This is a genomic window from Flavobacterium sp. (genome assembly GCF_043720215.1).
Lineage (GTDB): Bacteria > Bacteroidota > Bacteroidia > Flavobacteriales > Flavobacteriaceae > Flavobacterium.
Genome location: NZ_JAYSSZ010000019.1, coordinates 1 through 17,043 on the forward strand (window position 1 = coordinate 1; position 17,043 = coordinate 17,043).

A 17,043-nucleotide genomic window follows, 5' to 3' on the forward strand; every position below is an offset into this window, starting at 1 on the left:
AATTCTAAAATAAAATAAAAAAATATAAAAAAAACCCATACGGTATCAATAATATGAATACAACATACTTTACAGAAGATCATCAATTATTTAGAAAAAGTTTGCAAGATTTTTTGCATAAAGAAGTTGTGCCTCATATCGAAAAATGGGAAAAAACAGGTACAATCGAACGCTTTATTTGGAAAAAATTTGGAGATATGGGCTTTTTCGGAATCGCATATCCAGAAGCTTACGGCGGATTAAATTTAGATTTGTTTTATACTGTTATTTTTTTAGAAGAACTCCAAAAAATAAAATCTTCTGGCTTTGCTGCTGCCATGTGGGCACACGCTTATTTAGCGATGACACATTTAAATGCAGAAGGAGACGAACGTATTAAACAAGACTATTTAGTGCCAAGTATTGCTGGAGACAAAATAGGCGCTTTATGTATTACAGAGCCTTTCGGTGGAAGCGATGTGGCAGGAATGCGAACTACGGCTGTAAAAAAAGGAAATAAATATGTTATTACTGGTTCTAAAACATTTATTACAAATGGCGTTTATGCAGATTACTATGTAGTTGCTGCAAAAACAAGTCCAGAGCTTGGAAACAAAGGGATTAGTATGTTTCTTGTAGATGCTAAAACACCAGGAATTTCTGCTACAAAATTGGATAAATTAGGCTGGAGAGCTTCAGATACTGCAGAATTAGCTTTTGATAATGTAGAAATTGCTGAAGAAAATTTAATGGGAGAAGAAGCAACACGAGTTCCTTATATCATGCAACATTTTGCTTTAGAAAGATTAATCATGGCAATAAATGCACATGCACGTGCTGAATATGCAATAGACTATACTTTAGGTTACATGTCAGAACGTGAGGCATTTGGAAAATCGTTAGATAAATTTCAAGCATTGCGCCATACCATGGTCGAGCATGCTACAGAAGTAGAACATATTAAAGTGTTTAATTATACAGCAATAGCTCGATTAGACAAAGGCGAATATGTTGTAAAAGAAGCAACAATGGCCAAATTAAAATCGACTAAAGTGGCTGATCAATGTATTTATGATTGTTTGCAAATGCTAGGCGGTTATGGTTATATGGAAGAATATCCGTTAGCAAGATTATCACGTGATAGCCGTTTAGGACCTATTGGTGGTGGTACTTCCGAAATCATGAAAGAGATTTTATCGAAAATGATAATCGACAAACAAAATTATAAACCAGCTGTAAAATAATAATTTTGTCACGCTGAGTTGTGCTGAAACTTCGGGAGAAGCAAATCATATAAAAAAACCAAGAAACAAGAAATTGTAACTTGGTTTTTTTATTAGAAGCTATTCCTGCTTTCCGTTACAAGTTTTTTGTTTACTTGCTTTTTTCTAAGTCACAAAAGGAGCTTCCTTTGGTCGCTCTTTTCTGTCAAGAAAAAATGCATATAAACTGCAAAAGCTTTCCACTGTAATCAGGGCTAAAAAGCGAAAAAATAAAATAATTCATAATTTATAATTCATAATTAAAAATAAATACATACTTTTGCACCCTTAACGAGAGGAGGTGTCTATATTATGTTAATTATACCAATTAAAGACGGAGAAAATATCGATAGAGCATTAAAGCGCTATAAAAGAAAATTTGACAAAACAGGAGTCGTAAGACAACTAAGAAAACGTCAAGCGTTCATTAAACCATCTGTTATAAACAGAGCAATGGTTCAAAAAGCAGCTTATGTTCAAAACATGAGAGAGAACTTAGAAAGTTAGTAAATAATTTTCCTAAAATATAAATCGTTAGTAATAGAAGTTTAGTACTTTTATACTAACGATTTTTTTATGGTCTAAACTTTTGTATGTCTTAGCGGAGTCGAAAAGATTTTTAATTTTAGTAAATGAGCAACCAACAAAAATTTCAAGATTACTTACTCAAAGAAAAAAACTATTCAGTGCACACAGCTTTGGCTTATGGTAAGGATTTGCAGTTTTTTCAAAAATTTCTTGAAACTAATTTTGACAACACTTCACTTGAAGAAGTTTCTTATACCTTAATAAGAAGCTGGATAGTTTTAATGGTCGATGCAGAAATGAGCAATACATCAGTAAATCGAAAAATTGCCTCGCTAAAAGCTTTTTATAAATTTCTATTAAAAACCAAACAAATAGAAATAAATCCACTCGCAAAACACAAAGCGCTCAAAACGCCTAAAAAAATTCAAATCCCATTTTCTGAAGACGAATTGAATAAGGTTTTAAATCAGATACATTATAAAGAAGGATTTGAAGGATTGCGAGATAAACTAATAATAGATTTGTTTTACACCACAGGAATTCGTCGTTCCGAGCTTATTAGCTTACAAATAAACAATGTAGATCTTATAAACGGAACTATAAAAGTCATAGGAAAAAGAAATAAAGAAAGAATTATTCCGTTGTTGTTAATTATTGCGGAACAGATTAAAGCGTATATTGCTGACAGAAAAGCTCTTACGATAATTAATGATGAGAATTTTTTATTTTTGTTGTCAAATGGAAATAAACTCAACGAAACGTTTGTCTATCGATTAATAAATGATTACTTTAGTAATGTTTCCGAGAAAGTAAAAAAAAGTCCGCACATGCTTCGACATACATTTGCAACTCACATGCTAAATCACGGAGCGGATTTAAATTCTATTAAAGAGTTGTTAGGTCACTCGAGTCTCGCGTCAACACAAGTTTATACACACTCAAGTTTAGAAGAACTTAAAAATGTATATCGGAACGCACACCCTCGAAACCAAAAATGAGTTCGTTATGTTTAACCAAAATTTTAAATTATGAAGGTAAATGTTCATGCAGTCAATTTTAACATTGATAAAAAATTAGTAGATTTTGTTGAAGAAAGAATGAATAAATTAGAAAAATTTTACGATAAGGTTGTGTCGTATGATGTTTTTTTAAAAGTTGAAAAAACCAGTGACAAAGAGAATAAAATGGTGGAGGCAAAAATCATAGTTCCTGGAGATGAATTTATAGTAAAAAAGCAATGTAAAACATTTGAAGAAGGAGTCGAATTAGCTTCAGAATCTCTAGAAAGATTACTTTTAAAAAGGAAAGAAAAAATCAGAGCTCATATTTAAATAATTTTTTATAGAAAAAGTTTTGATTAATAAATAAAATACATACATTTGCAGTCCGTTAGAAATAGCGGACTTTTTTTATTGATTCGCCAGCGTAGCTCAGTTGGCTAGAGCAGCTGATTTGTAATCAGCAGGTCGTGGGTTCGAGTCCCTCCGCCGGCTCTAATTAATTTAGATTTCTGAATTTAGATTTCAGATTTTTGTGCGAAAATGAAAAAGGTTTGATTTGTGATGAAGATATTGGTTTTTTGATTTTAATCTAAAATCATAATTCTAAAATCATAAATTGTCTGGGGAGATACTCAAGCGGCCAACGAGGGCAGACTGTAAATCTGCTGTGTAAACTTCGCAGGTTCGAATCCTGCTCTCCCCACAAGTCGAGACTTTAGGTTTTTAATCTAAAGTTTAAGCTCTGAAATCAAGGATTCTGCCGACTTAGCTCAGGGGTAGAGTGCTTCCTTGGTAAGGAAGAGGTCACGGGTTCAATTCCCGTAGTTGGCTCAAAATTGTAAAATTTGAACACTAATATATTATAATTAAAGATTAAAAACTAAGTAAAATGGCAAAAGAAACCTTTAACCGTTCGAAACCGCACTTAAATATTGGTACGATCGGACACGTAGATCACGGTAAAACTACTTTAACAGCAGCAATCACAAAAGTGTTATCTGATGCTGGTTACTGTCAAGCAAAATCATTTGATCAAATTGATAATGCTCCAGAAGAAAAAGAAAGAGGTATTACAATTAATACTTCACACGTAGAGTATGAAACGGCTAACCGTCACTACGCACACGTTGACTGTCCAGGTCACGCGGATTACGTAAAAAACATGGTTACTGGTGCTGCTCAAATGGACGGTGCTATCCTTGTTGTTGCTGCAACTGACGGACCAATGCCGCAAACACGTGAGCACATCCTTTTAGGTCGCCAGGTTGGTATTCCTAGAATGGTAGTATTCATGAATAAAGTGGATATGGTTGATGATGCTGAGTTATTAGTATTAGTTGAAATGGAAATCAGAGATTTATTATCTTTCTACGAATATGATGGAGATAATGGTCCTGTAGTTCAAGGTTCAGCTTTAGGAGGATTAAATAACGATCCTGCTTGGGTTCCTAAAATTATAGAATTAATGGAAGCTTGTGATTCTTGGATCGAAGAGCCAATCCGTGATACTGAAAAACCATTCTTGATGCCGGTTGAAGATGTATTTACAATTACTGGTCGTGGAACTGTTGCTACAGGACGTATCGAAACAGGTATCTGTAATACAGGAGATCCGGTTGAAATCATTGGTATGGGTGCTGAGAAATTAACTTCTACAGTAACTGGTATCGAAATGTTCCGTCAAATCCTTGATAGAGGTGAGGCTGGAGATAATGCAGGTATCTTGTTAAGAGGTGTTGCAAAAGAAGATATTAAAAGAGGAATGGTTATCATTAAGCCAGGATCTGTAAAACCACACGCTAAATTTAAAGCTGAGGTTTATATCTTGAAAAAAGAAGAAGGTGGTCGTCACACACCATTCCATAACAACTACCGTCCACAGTTTTACGTACGTACAACTGACGTAACAGGAGTAATCATGTTGCCTACAGGAGTTGAAATGGTTATGCCAGGTGATAACTTAACTATCGACGTTACTTTGTTAAGCCCAATTGCAATGAGCGTTGGTTTACGTTTCGCTATCCGTGAAGGTGGTAGAACAGTAGGTGCTGGACAGGTTACTGAAATTACTGAATAAGTATATTTTTAAATAAATAAAACCCAGTATCGTCTCAAGGCGATACTGGTTTTTTAACAAACGGGCGTAGTTCAAGGGTAGAATAGCGGTCTCCAAAACCGTTGATGGGGGTTCGAATCCCTCCGCCCGTGCAAAAAAAATAAATAGAATGACTAAAGTTGTTAATTATATATCAGAAGCTTTTGAAGAGCTAAAATCTAATGTCTCATGGCCAAGTTGGGAAGACGTGCAAAAATATGCTATTATAGTAGCTATTTTTTCAGTAGTATTCTCGCTTGCTACTTGGGGTGTTGATACTCTTTTTGCAAAATCTATTGGTGGTTTTTTTAATTGGATAAAATCTTAAAAATTACCTCATGGCAGATGTTAATGTAAAAAAATGGTATGTTGTAAGAGCCGTAAGTGGACAAGAGAATAAGGTAAAAGCTTATATTGAAGCTGAAATTAATAGACTTGGTTTAACTGATTACGTTTCTCAAGTTCTTGTGCCTACAGAAAAAGTAGTTACAGTTAAAGAAGGTAAAAAGATAATAAAAGATAAAGTTTATTTTTCTGGTTACGTTATGATTGAAGCTAACTTGGCAGGAGAAATTACGCATATTATTAAATCTATTACAAGTGTAATTGGTTTTTTAGGCGAAGTAAAAGGAGGAGATCCTGTTCCTTTGCGTATGTCTGAAGTGAATAGAATGTTAGGAAAAGTAGATGAGTTAGCAGTAACTGCAGATCATAGTTCAATACCATTTACAATTGGTGAAACTATAAAAGTTACAGACGGACCATTTAACGGATTCAACGGTACTGTTGAGAAAATAAATGAAGAAAAGCGTAAACTTGAAGTAATGGTTAAAATTTTCGGAAGAAAAACACCATTAGAATTAAGCTTTATGCAAGTAGAAAAAGTATAATTTTTGTTACATATATAAACCCGCATTAATCGCTTCCAATGATTAATGTAAAATTTTAAAAAATGGCTAAAGAAGTTAGTAAAGTAGTTAAACTACAAGTTAAGGGAGGTGCTGCGAACCCGTCGCCACCGGTTGGACCTGCTTTGGGAGCTGCTGGAGTTAACATCATGGAATTCTGTAAGCAATTTAATGCTAGAACTCAAGATAAACCCGGCAAAATATGTCCAGTGCAAATCACTGTATATAAAGACAAATCATTTGATTTTGTTGTAAAAACTCCACCAGCTGCAGTTCAATTAATGGATGCTGCAAAATTAAAATCTGGTTCAGGTGAGCCTAATCGTAAAAAAGTAGCTTCTGTTACTTGGGATGTGATTAAAGGTATTGCTGAAGACAAGATGGTCGATTTAAATGCATTCACAATCGAATCTGCAATGAGTATGATCGCAGGAACGGCTAGATCTATGGGTATAACTGTAACTGGAGATTCTCCTCTAAAAAAATAGATATGGCAAAATTGACAAAAAAACAAAAAGAAGCTGTTTCGAAAATTGAAAAGAATAAATTATATTCTTTAAAAGACGCTTCAGTATTAATCAAACAAATTGCTTCAGCAAAGTTTGATGAGTCAGTTGATATCGCTGTAAAACTAGGAGTAGATCCAAGAAAAGCGAATCAAATGGTACGTGGTGTGGTTGCATTACCTCACGGAACTGGAAAAAACATGAGAGTTTTAGCATTAGTAACTCCAGATAAGGAAGCTGAAGCTAGAGAAGCGGGAGCGGATCATGTAGGTTTAGATGATTATTTACAAAAAATAAAAGATGGTTGGACGGATGTTGACGTTATCGTTACTATGCCAGCTGTTATGGGTAAATTAGGTCCATTAGGTCGTATATTAGGACCACGTGGTTTAATGCCAAACCCTAAAACTGGTACTGTAACCATGGAAATTGGTAAAGCAGTAGCAGAAATTAAAGCGGGTAAAATCGACTTTAAAGTAGATAAAACTGGTATCGTGCATGCTGGTATTGGAAGAATTTCTTTCGATGCTGACAAAATAACTGAAAATGCACACGAAATCATTCAAACATTAATCAAATTAAAGCCAACTGCTGCAAAAGGTACTTACATCAAGTCTATTCACTTGACAAGTACAATGAGTCCAGCTATTGCTTTAGATCCTAAAGCTGTATAATTGATATGACAAGAGAAGAAAAATCAATCGCTATTGGAGATTTAACTGCACAGTTAGCTGGTACAAACATTTTATATGTAGCAGATATTTCTGGATTAAATGCAGAAACTACTTCAAACCTAAGAAGAGCTTGTTTTAAAGCAGGTATCAAATTAGAAGTTGTAAAAAATACATTGCTTGTTAAAGCAATGGAAGCATCTGATAAAAACTTTGGTGATTTACCATTGACTTTAAAAGGAAATTCTTCAATTTTTATTGCAGATGTGGCCAATGGTCCTGCAAAAATAATCAAAGATTTCCGTAAGAAATCAGACAAACCTCTTTTAAAAGGAGCTTACATTAACGACGAAATTTATATTGGAGACAATTTACTTGATTCGTTAGTAAACCTTAAATCAAGAGACGAAGTTATCGGTGAAATCATCGGATTACTTCAATCTCCTGCTAAGCGCGTGATCGCTGCATTATTAAACCATGCAGAATCTAAAGGCGAAGCAGCAGAATAAATTAGCGCACAATAAATTAAAATAAATTACAAATCATTTAAAGATAGTACAAATGGCAGATTTGAAACAATTCGCAGAACAATTAGTTAACTTAACAGTAAAAGAAGTTAATGATTTAGCAACAATATTAAAAGACGAGTATGGTATTGAGCCAGCTGCAGCTGCAGTAGTAATGTCAGCAGGTGGTGGAGACGCTGGTGCTGAAGAAGCTCAAACAGAATTTACAGTTGTTCTTAAAGAAGCTGGTGCTTCTAAATTAGCAGTAGTAAAAGCGGTTAAAGAACTAACAGGTTTAGGTCTTAAAGAAGCTAAAGATTTAGTTGATGCTGCACCATCTAATGTAAAAGAAGGTGTTTCTAAAGATGAGGCTGAAGGTCTTAAAAAATCTTTAGAAGAAGCAGGAGCTGTTGTTGAGCTTAAATAGTACAACATAGTTTTTGAAACAGGTTTAGGTCTTGGACGTGATGTCCAATGACCTAAACCATTTTTCGTATAATAAAATTATATAAAATACGAAAAAGCTTTTAATCAATACGAAGAAAAAAATCAACTAAATTTTCCTGGTTTATTTTTAAAGATGTATTGTTTTAAAAAGGAAAAGTACAAATTATACAGTGTTTTATACACAAACAATTACTTTTTTTTAATCAAAATTTTGTCCATTGATGATAACAAATCAGACCGAAAGATTGAATTTTGCCTCAACAAAAAATATTCCTGCATATCCAGATTTTCTAGATGTTCAGGTTAAATCTTTTCAAGATTTCTTTCAATTAGAAACGAAATCTGACGAAAGAGGCAACGAAGGGCTTTACAATACCTTCATGGAAAACTTTCCAATTACAGATACTAGAAATAACTTTGTATTGGAGTTTATTGATTATTTTGTAGATCCACCTCGTTATACAATTCAAGAATGTATAGAAAGAGGTCTTACCTATAGTGTGCCACTAAAAGCACGTTTAAAACTATATTGTACAGATCCAGAACATGAAGATTTTGAAACTATAGTACAAGATGTTTATCTTGGAACTATTCCTTATATGACACCTAGCGGAACTTTCGTTATTAATGGTGCTGAACGTGTTGTTGTTTCCCAACTTCACCGTTCTCCTGGTGTTTTCTTTGGTCAATCATTCCATGCAAATGGAACAAAATTATATTCTGCTCGTGTAATCCCTTTCAAAGGATCATGGATAGAATTTGCTACCGATATCAACAGCGTTATGTATGCTTATATCGATAGAAAGAAAAAATTACCTGTTACCACTTTATTCCGTGCAATCGGTTTCCAAAGTGATAAAGATATCCTTGAAATTTTTGACCTTGCTGAAGAAATTAAAGTTTCTAAAACTGGGCTTAAAAAATATATTGGAAGAAAGCTGGCCGCTCGTGTATTAAATACATGGCATGAAGATTTCGTAGATGAAGATACTGGTGAAGTAGTTTCTATCGAAAGAAATGAAATCATCTTAGATCGTGATACGATTTTAGATAAAGATAATGTAGAAGAAATCGTAGAATCTAACGTAAAATCTATCTTGTTACACAAGGAAGATAATAATGTTGTTGATTACTCTATCATTCACAATACATTACAAAAAGATCCAACAAATTCTGAAAAAGAAGCCGTTGAGCATATCTACAGACAATTGCGTAATGCAGAACCGCCTGATGAAGAAACTGCTCGTGGTATTATAGATAAATTATTCTTCTCTGATCAACGTTACAACTTAGGTGAAGTAGGTCGTTATAGAATAAACAAAAAATTAGGTTTAGATACTCCAATGGAAAAGCAAGTGCTTACCAAAGAAGATATCATAACTATAGTGAAATATTTGATTGAATTAATCAATGCGAAAGCAGATATTGATGATATTGATCACTTATCAAACCGTCGTGTAAGAACTGTAGGTGAGCAATTATCTCAGCAATTTGGAGTTGGTTTGGCTCGTATGGCAAGAACCATTCGTGAGAGAATGAACGTTAGAGATAACGAGGTGTTTACACCTATTGATTTGATAAATGCTAAAACATTATCATCGGTAATCAACTCTTTCTTTGGTACAAACCAGTTGTCTCAATTTATGGATCAAACGAATCCATTAGCTGAAATAACGCACAAGCGTCGTTTATCTGCCCTAGGACCAGGTGGTCTTTCTCGTGAAAGAGCTGGTTTTGAGGTACGTGACGTTCACTACACACACTACGGAAGACTTTGTCCAATTGAAACTCCTGAGGGACCAAACATTGGATTAATTTCATCTTTAGGTGTTTATGCAAAAGTAAACGGAATGGGTTTCATCGAAACTCCGTACCGTAAAGTAACAAATGGTGTTGTAGATTTAGTTTCTACACCAGTTTATTTAAGTGCTGAAGAAGAAGAAGGAATGTTAATTGCGCAAGCAAACATTCAAATGGATGCTTCTGGAAAAATTACTGCTGATAACGTTATTGCACGTCAAGAAGGTGATTTCCCAGTAATCGATCCAACTGCTGTTCATTATACAGACGTTGCGCCTAATCAAATCGCTTCGATTTCGGCTTCATTAATTCCTTTCTTGGAACATGATGATGCGAATAGAGCCTTGATGGGATCTAACATGATGCGTCAGGCTGTACCATTATTACGCCCTGAAGCACCAATTGTAGGAACTGGTTTAGAGCGTCAAGTAGCTTCAGATTCTAGAGTGTTAATAAATGCTGAAGGAACTGGAGTTGTTGAATATGTAGATGCTAATATGATTACCATCAAATATGAAAGAACGGATGCCGAAAGAGCAGTAAGTTTCGAATCTGATGAGAAAACATATCAGTTAATTAAATTTAGAAAAACAAATCAAAGTACTTCTATTAACTTGAAACCTATCGTAAGAAAAGGTGATAAAGTAATAAAAGGTCAAGTGCTTTGTGAAGGATATGCAACGCAAAACGGAGAGTTAGCTTTAGGTCGTAATCTAAAAGTAGCATTTATGCCTTGGAAAGGGTATAACTTCGAGGATGCAATTGTAATTTCTGAAAAAGTAGTTCGTGATGATATATTTACATCAATCCACGTAGATGATTATTCATTAGAAGTTAGAGATACAAAATTAGGTAACGAAGAGTTAACTAATGATATTCCTAACGTTTCTGAAGAAGCTACAAAAGATTTAGATGAAAATGGAATGATTAGAATTGGAGCTGAAGTTAAACCTGGCGATATTCTAATTGGAAAAATTACACCAAAAGGAGAATCAGATCCAACTCCAGAAGAGAAATTGCTTCGTGCAATCTTCGGAGACAAAGCTGGTGATGTAAAAGACGCTTCGTTAAAAGCCTCTCCATCACTTCATGGTGTTGTTTTAGATAAAAAATTATTCGCAAGAGCAGTAAAAGACAAACGTAAACGTACACAAGACAAAGACGCTTTAACTGAACTTGAGATGGATTTTGAAACTAAATTTGTTGAATTAAAAGACAAATTAGTTGAAAAATTATTTACAATCGTAAACGGAAAAACATCGCAAGGTGTAATGAACGATTTGGGTGAAGAAGTTTTACCAAAAGGTAAAAAATATACTCAAAAAATGTTATATGCTGTTGAAGATTTCGCTCACTTAACAAGAGGTCAATGGGTTGCTGACGATGAAACCAATAAAATGGTGAATGACTTAATCCATAACTACAAAATTAAGTTGAATGACCTTCAAGGTGCATTAAGAAGAGAAAAATTTACGATTACAGTTGGAGATGAATTGCCAGCAGGAATCTTGAAATTAGCCAAAGTTTATATCGCCAAAAAACGTAAGTTGAAAGTTGGAGATAAAATGGCGGGTCGTCACGGAAATAAGGGAATCGTTGCACGTATTGTGCGTCACGAAGATATGCCTTTCCTTGAAGACGGAACACCAGTAGATATCGTATTGAATCCACTTGGAGTACCTTCTCGTATGAACATTGGTCAGATATACGAAACTGTTCTAGGATGGGCAGGACAAAACTTGGGTCGCAAATATGCAACACCAATTTTCGACGGAGCATCATTAGACCAAATTAACGAAATAACTGACGAAGCTGGAGTTCCACGTTTCGGACACACACATCTTTATGATGGTGGTACAGGAGAACGTTTCCACCAAGCAGCAACAGTTGGAGTAATCTATATGTTGAAACTTGGACATATGGTTGATGACAAAATGCACGCACGTTCAATCGGACCATACTCACTTATTACGCAACAACCATTGGGTGGTAAAGCTCAATTTGGAGGTCAGCGTTTTGGAGAGATGGAGGTTTGGGCACTTGAAGCTTATGGAGCGTCAAGTACACTACGTGAAATTTTGACAGTAAAATCTGATGATGTTATTGGTAGAGCAAAAACTTACGAAGCTATCGTTAAGGGAGAATCTATGCCAGAACCAGGATTACCTGAATCGTTCAATGTATTAATGCATGAACTAAAAGGTCTTGGATTAGACATTCGTTTAGAAGAATAAATAATAATTTGTCACTGGTAGAGGCGTTCAATGTAACGGCTCTACTTTGGCATTTATAAAGGTTTTTAGGATTTATACCCGTAATCCGTTCCGATTTTTTATTAATACTTAATAATTAGCACTTCAAAATTTATTTGAAGTTTAGAGAAGTAATCCGAGGTAATAGAGGAAATGAATTTAATCATCAATCTAAAATCAATTTTTAATTGCAAATAAATCAATAGTAAAAACTATGATGAATAATAGAAATAATACTAGTAACAATAATAATAGAGATAAGAATCCTGTAAAAAGATTCAACAAAATCTCTATAGGATTAGCTTCACCAGAATCTATCTTGGCAGAGTCAAGAGGAGAGGTGTTAAAGCCAGAAACTATTAACTACCGTACTCATAAACCAGAGCGTGATGGTCTTTTCTGCGAACGAATTTTCGGACCAGTAAAAGATTTCGAATGTGCTTGTGGAAAATACAAAAGAATCCGATACAAAGGAATCGTTTGTGACCGTTGTGGTGTAGAAGTTACTGAGAAAAAAGTACGTCGTGATAGAGTAGGACATATCAACCTTGTTGTGCCAATTGCTCATATCTGGTACTTCCGTTCACTTCCAAACAAAATTGGTTACATACTTGGATTGCCATCTAAGAAATTAGATATGATTATTTACTACGAAAGATACGTAGTAATTCAAGCAGGTATCGCGCAAAATGCAGAAGGAGAATCCATTAAAAGATTAGATTTCTTAACAGAAGAAGAATATTTAAATATTCTTGATACTTTACCAGCAGATAATCAATACTTAGATGATTTTGATCCTAATAAATTTGTTGCCAAAATGGGAGCAGAGTGTATTATGGATTTATTAGCTCGTATTGATTTGGATGCACTTTCTTACGAATTGCGTCACAATGCAAACAATGAAACATCAAAACAAAGAAAAACTGAAGCTTTAAAAAGATTACAAGTTGTTGAGTCTTTCCGTGAATCTAACTTAAACCGTGAAAATCGACCAGAATGGATGATTATGAAAGTGGTTCCAGTTATTCCGCCAGAATTACGTCCGCTTGTGCCTCTTGATGGAGGTCGTTTTGCAACTTCAGATTTAAATGATTTATACCGTCGTGTAATTATCCGTAATAATCGTTTGAAAAGATTAATGGAGATTAAAGCTCCAGAAGTAATCTTGAGAAACGAAAAACGTATGTTACAGGAATCTGTAGATTCATTATTTGACAACACGCGTAAAGCATCTGCTGTTAAAACAGAATCTAACAGACCATTGAAATCTCTTTCTGATTCATTGAAAGGGAAACAAGGTCGTTTCCGTCAAAACTTATTGGGTAAACGTGTCGATTATTCTGCTCGTTCAGTAATTGTTGTTGGGCCAGAATTACGTTTGTTCGAATGTGGTATCCCAAAAGATATGGCTGCTGAACTATACAAACCATTCGTTATTCGTAAATTAATCGAAAGAGGAATTGTTAAAACGGTTAAGTCGGCTAAGAAAATAATAGATAAAAAAGAGCCTGTAGTCTGGGATATTTTAGAAAATGTAATTAAAGGTCATCCAGTATTACTGAATCGTGCTCCTACATTACACAGACTAGGTATTCAAGCATTCCAACCAAAATTAATTGAAGGAAAAGCAATCCAATTGCACCCTTTAGTTTGTACTGCATTTAATGCCGATTTTGATGGGGATCAGATGGCGGTTCACTTACCATTAGGACCAGAAGCTATTTTAGAAGCACAATTGTTAATGTTGGCTTCTCACAATATTTTGAATCCAGCAAATGGAGCACCAGTTACTGTACCTTCTCAGGATATGGTTTTGGGTCTATATTATATGACCAAAGAACGTATCTCGACTCCAGAGCATATTATTTTAGGACAAGATTTAGTTTTCTATTCTGCTGAAGAAGTAAATATTGCTTTAAACGAAGGAAGATTGGAATTAAATGCTCGTGTTAAAATTAGAGCAAAAGATTTTAACGAAGAAGGAGAATTAGTAAATAAAATTATTCAAACCACTGCGGGTCGTGTATTATTTAATGAAGTAGTGCCGGAAGCAGCTGGTTATATAAATGATGTATTAACTAAGAAAAATCTACGTGATATTATTGGAAAAATCCTTGCAGTAACAAATGTTCCTACAACGGCAGCTTTCCTTGATAACATTAAAGATATGGGTTACAAATTTGCCTTCAAAGGTGGTTTGTCATTCTCTCTTGGGGATATTCGTATTCCAGAACAAAAAACGCAGCTTATTGCAGATGCAAGAGCACAAGTTGAAGGAATCTCTGGAAACTATAACATGGGTCTTATTACCAATAACGAACGTTACAACCAAGTTATTGATATCTGGACTTCTGCCAATGCTCAATTAACAGAATTAGCAATGAAAAATATCCGTGAAGACCAACAAGGTTTCAACTCGGTATATATGATGCTTGACTCTGGAGCAAGGGGATCTAAAGAACAAATTCGTCAGTTAACGGGTATGCGTGGTTTGATGGCTAAGCCTAAAAAATCAACTGCTGGTGGTGGTGAAATTATTGAAAACCCGATTCTTTCTAACTTTAAAGAAGGTCTTTCTATCCTTGAGTACTTTATTTCTACTCACGGTGCGCGTAAAGGTCTTGCGGATACGGCTCTTAAAACGGCAGATGCTGGTTACCTTACTCGTAGATTACATGACGTTTCTCAAGACGTAATTGTAAACATTGAAGATTGTGGTACCTTAAGAGGTGTAGAAGTTTCTGCATTAAAGAAAAATGAAGAAATTGTTGAAACTTTAGGAGAAAGAATTTTAGGACGTGTTGTTTTACAAGATGTTGTAAATCCTTTAACTAACGATATATTAGTTCACGCAGGAGAGCAAATTACTGAAGCAATAATGAAAGTTATTGAAGCTTCTCCAGTAGAGAAAGTAGAAGTACGTTCTCCACTTGTTTGTGAAGCTACTAAAGGAATTTGTGCTAAATGTTACGGACGTAACTTAGCTACTGGAAAAATGACCCAAAGAGGTGAAGCGGTTGGAGTAATTGCAGCACAATCTATTGGAGAACCAGGTACACAGCTTACACTTCGTACCTTCCACGTTGGAGGGGTTGCGGGAGGTATTTCTGAAGAATCTAATATTGTTGCAAAATTCGGTGGTCGTTTAGAAATAGAAGACCTTAAAACCGTTAAAGGTGAAGATGGAGAAGGTAACGAGGTTGATATTGTGATTTCACGTTCTACGGAAATGAAATTAATAGATCAAAAAACTGGAATTCTTCTTGCTACAAACAATATTCCTTACGGTTCAAGTATTTATGTGACTGATGGGCAAACAGTATCTAAAGGAGATGTAATTTGTAAATGGGATCCATATAACGGAGTTATTATTTCTGAGTTTACTGGTAAAATTGCTTATGAAGATTTAGAGCAAGGACAATCGTTCATGGTTGAAATCGATGAGCAAACTGGTTTCCAAGAAAAAGTAATTTCTGAAGGAAGAAATAAAAAATTAATCCCTACTTTATTAATCTACGGAAAAGATGGCGAACTAATTCGTTCGTACAACTTACCAGTAGGAGCCCACCTTATGGTAAATGATGGTGAGAAAATTAAAGCAGGTAAGATTTTAGTAAAAATACCACGTCGTTCATCAAAAACTGGGGATATTACAGGAGGTCTGCCAAGAATTACAGAGTTGTTAGAAGCTCGTAATCCTTCAAACCCAGCAGTAGTTTCAGAAATAGATGGTGTTGTTTCTTTTGGGAAAATTAAAAGAGGTAACCGTGAGATTATTATCGAATCTAAATTTGGTGAAATCAAGAAATACTTAGTAAAATTATCAAGTCAAATTCTTGTTCAAGAAAATGACTTCGTAAGAGCAGGTGTTCCTTTGTCTGATGGTGCAATTACACCGGATGATATCTTAAGAATTCAAGGGCCAGCAGCTGTACAACAGTATTTGGTTAATGAAATTCAAGAAGTATACCGTTTGCAAGGGGTAAAAATCAACGACAAACACTTTGAAGTAGTAATACGTCAAATGATGCGTAAGGTAAGAGTTCAAGATCCAGGAGATACTTTATTCTTAGAAGATCAATTAATTCATACTAAAGATTTTATCGTAGAAAACGATAAATTATACGGAATGAAAGTAGTTGAAGACGCTGGAGATTCTAGTAACTTAAAAGCGGGTCAGATTATTTCTCCACGTGAATTGCGTGATGAGAATTCATTGTTGAAACGTACAGATAAAAATTTAGTTGTAGCTCGTGATGTTATCACAGCAACGGCAACTCCAGTATTACAAGGTATTACAAGAGCATCGTTACAAACTAAATCGTTTATCTCTGCGGCTTCTTTCCAAGAGACTACAAAAGTGCTTAACGAAGCTGCTGTTGCAGGAAAAGTAGATTACTTAGAAGGTCTTAAAGAAAATGTAATTGTAGGACATAGAATCCCAGCTGGTACAGGTATGAGAGAATATGACAATACAATTGTAGGATCTAAAGAAGAATACAATGATTTGATGGTTGCAAAAGAAGAATTCAATTATTAATTCAAATAATTAAATATTCTTAATTATATTTATAAATCCTAACAGCTCTTTATTGAGTTGTTAGGATTTTAGTTTTAATCCAATTAAAAAATAAAAAAATGAATGAAAATAACCAACAAGGGCAAATAAACATCGAATTAGATGAAGCGACGGCTGACGGAATTTATTCTAATCTTGCCATAATAAACCACTCAAATACAGAATTTGTATTAGATTTTGTTAATATTATGCCAGGTGTGCCAAAAGCAAAAGTAAAATCGAGGATTATACTAACGCCACAACATGCCAAAAGATTGGTTAAAGCTATTGCTGAAAATATTCAACGTTTTGAAAGTGTAAACGGAAAAATTGTAGAATCAGAACAACCAGCCATTCCTCTTAATTTTGGTGCTGCTGGGCAAGCATAAATAAAAAACCATTCGTTATCGAATGGTTTTTTATTTTTAATAAATGTCTTGTCCTAAAATGGCGATACATAAATTCATCGTTATGGAAAACACCCAGGAACCTCGCTATGTAAAGCGTACTCAAAAAGACTACAGTATGTC

Annotated in this window: 14 protein-coding genes and 4 tRNA genes; all 18 read left to right on the plus strand. The window is 34.6% G+C overall.

Going from position 1 to position 17,043, the window contains the following annotated elements:
• Positions 1 to 53 precede the first annotated feature (53 nt).
• Positions 54 to 1,223, plus strand: a complete 1,170-nt coding sequence (locus ACHZC3_RS00835) for an acyl-CoA dehydrogenase family protein (protein WP_394757987.1) — start codon at positions 54 to 56, stop codon at positions 1,221 to 1,223.
• A gap of 330 nt (positions 1,224 to 1,553) precedes the next feature.
• A complete protein-coding gene (gene rpsU, locus ACHZC3_RS00840; RefSeq protein ID WP_091473327.1) occupies positions 1,554 to 1,748 on the plus strand; it encodes a 30S ribosomal protein S21 in 195 nt (64 codons plus the stop codon).
• A gap of 125 nt (positions 1,749 to 1,873) precedes the next feature.
• Positions 1,874 to 2,767: a tyrosine-type recombinase/integrase gene (locus ACHZC3_RS00845; protein WP_394757988.1), complete on the plus strand. Its 894-nt coding sequence runs from the start codon at positions 1,874 to 1,876 to the stop codon at positions 2,765 to 2,767.
• A gap of 30 nt (positions 2,768 to 2,797) precedes the next feature.
• On the plus strand, positions 2,798 to 3,100 hold the full coding sequence (gene hpf / locus ACHZC3_RS00850) for a ribosome hibernation-promoting factor, HPF/YfiA family (protein WP_394757989.1): 303 nt from the start codon (positions 2,798 to 2,800) through the stop codon (positions 3,098 to 3,100).
• Positions 3,101 to 3,188: 88 nt separating this feature from the next.
• Positions 3,189 to 3,262: transfer RNA gene (locus ACHZC3_RS00855), tRNA-Thr, on the plus strand.
• A 130-nt stretch (positions 3,263 to 3,392) separates the two neighbouring features.
• Positions 3,393 to 3,473: transfer RNA gene (locus tag ACHZC3_RS00860), tRNA-Tyr, on the plus strand.
• A gap of 56 nt (positions 3,474 to 3,529) precedes the next feature.
• Positions 3,530 to 3,601: transfer RNA gene (locus tag ACHZC3_RS00865), tRNA-Thr, on the plus strand.
• Positions 3,602 to 3,659: 58 nt separating this feature from the next.
• Complete coding sequence (gene tuf / locus ACHZC3_RS00870; RefSeq protein WP_394757990.1) at positions 3,660 to 4,847, plus strand: elongation factor Tu; 1,188 nt, start codon at positions 3,660 to 3,662, stop codon at positions 4,845 to 4,847.
• A gap of 60 nt (positions 4,848 to 4,907) precedes the next feature.
• Positions 4,908 to 4,978, plus strand: a tRNA-Trp gene (locus ACHZC3_RS00875).
• 17 nt (positions 4,979 to 4,995) lie between these two features.
• Complete coding sequence (gene secE, locus ACHZC3_RS00880) at positions 4,996 to 5,193, plus strand: preprotein translocase subunit SecE (protein WP_394757991.1); 198 nt, start codon at positions 4,996 to 4,998, stop codon at positions 5,191 to 5,193.
• Between the two features lie 10 nt (positions 5,194 to 5,203).
• A complete protein-coding gene (gene nusG / locus ACHZC3_RS00885; RefSeq protein WP_394757992.1) occupies positions 5,204 to 5,755 on the plus strand; it encodes a transcription termination/antitermination protein NusG in 552 nt (183 codons plus the stop codon).
• A gap of 62 nt (positions 5,756 to 5,817) precedes the next feature.
• Positions 5,818 to 6,261 carry a 50S ribosomal protein L11 gene (gene rplK / locus ACHZC3_RS00890; RefSeq protein WP_394757993.1) on the plus strand — a complete coding sequence of 148 codons (444 nt, stop codon included), beginning with the start codon at positions 5,818 to 5,820 and terminating at the stop codon, positions 6,259 to 6,261.
• Between the two features lie 2 nt (positions 6,262 to 6,263).
• Positions 6,264 to 6,953, plus strand: a complete 690-nt coding sequence (gene rplA, locus ACHZC3_RS00895; protein WP_091473316.1) for a 50S ribosomal protein L1 — start codon at positions 6,264 to 6,266, stop codon at positions 6,951 to 6,953.
• A 5-nt stretch (positions 6,954 to 6,958) separates the two neighbouring features.
• Positions 6,959 to 7,459, plus strand: coding sequence for a 50S ribosomal protein L10 (gene rplJ / locus ACHZC3_RS00900; RefSeq protein ID WP_394757994.1), 501 nt, complete (start codon positions 6,959 to 6,961; stop codon positions 7,457 to 7,459).
• Positions 7,460 to 7,511: 52 nt separating this feature from the next.
• Complete coding sequence (gene rplL / locus ACHZC3_RS00905; protein WP_091473312.1) at positions 7,512 to 7,883, plus strand: 50S ribosomal protein L7/L12; 372 nt, start codon at positions 7,512 to 7,514, stop codon at positions 7,881 to 7,883.
• A gap of 241 nt (positions 7,884 to 8,124) precedes the next feature.
• Positions 8,125 to 11,937 carry a DNA-directed RNA polymerase subunit beta gene (gene rpoB / locus ACHZC3_RS00910; RefSeq protein ID WP_394757995.1) on the plus strand — a complete coding sequence of 1,271 codons (3,813 nt, stop codon included), beginning with the start codon at positions 8,125 to 8,127 and terminating at the stop codon, positions 11,935 to 11,937.
• Positions 11,938 to 12,169: 232 nt separating this feature from the next.
• Positions 12,170 to 16,495, plus strand: coding sequence for a DNA-directed RNA polymerase subunit beta' (gene rpoC, locus ACHZC3_RS00915; RefSeq protein ID WP_394757996.1), 4,326 nt, complete (start codon positions 12,170 to 12,172; stop codon positions 16,493 to 16,495).
• 98 nt (positions 16,496 to 16,593) lie between these two features.
• Positions 16,594 to 16,902 (plus strand): DUF3467 domain-containing protein, encoded by a 309-nt coding sequence (locus ACHZC3_RS00920; RefSeq protein WP_394757997.1) that lies wholly within the window; start codon positions 16,594 to 16,596, stop codon positions 16,900 to 16,902.
• Positions 16,903 to 17,043 lie beyond the last annotated feature (141 nt).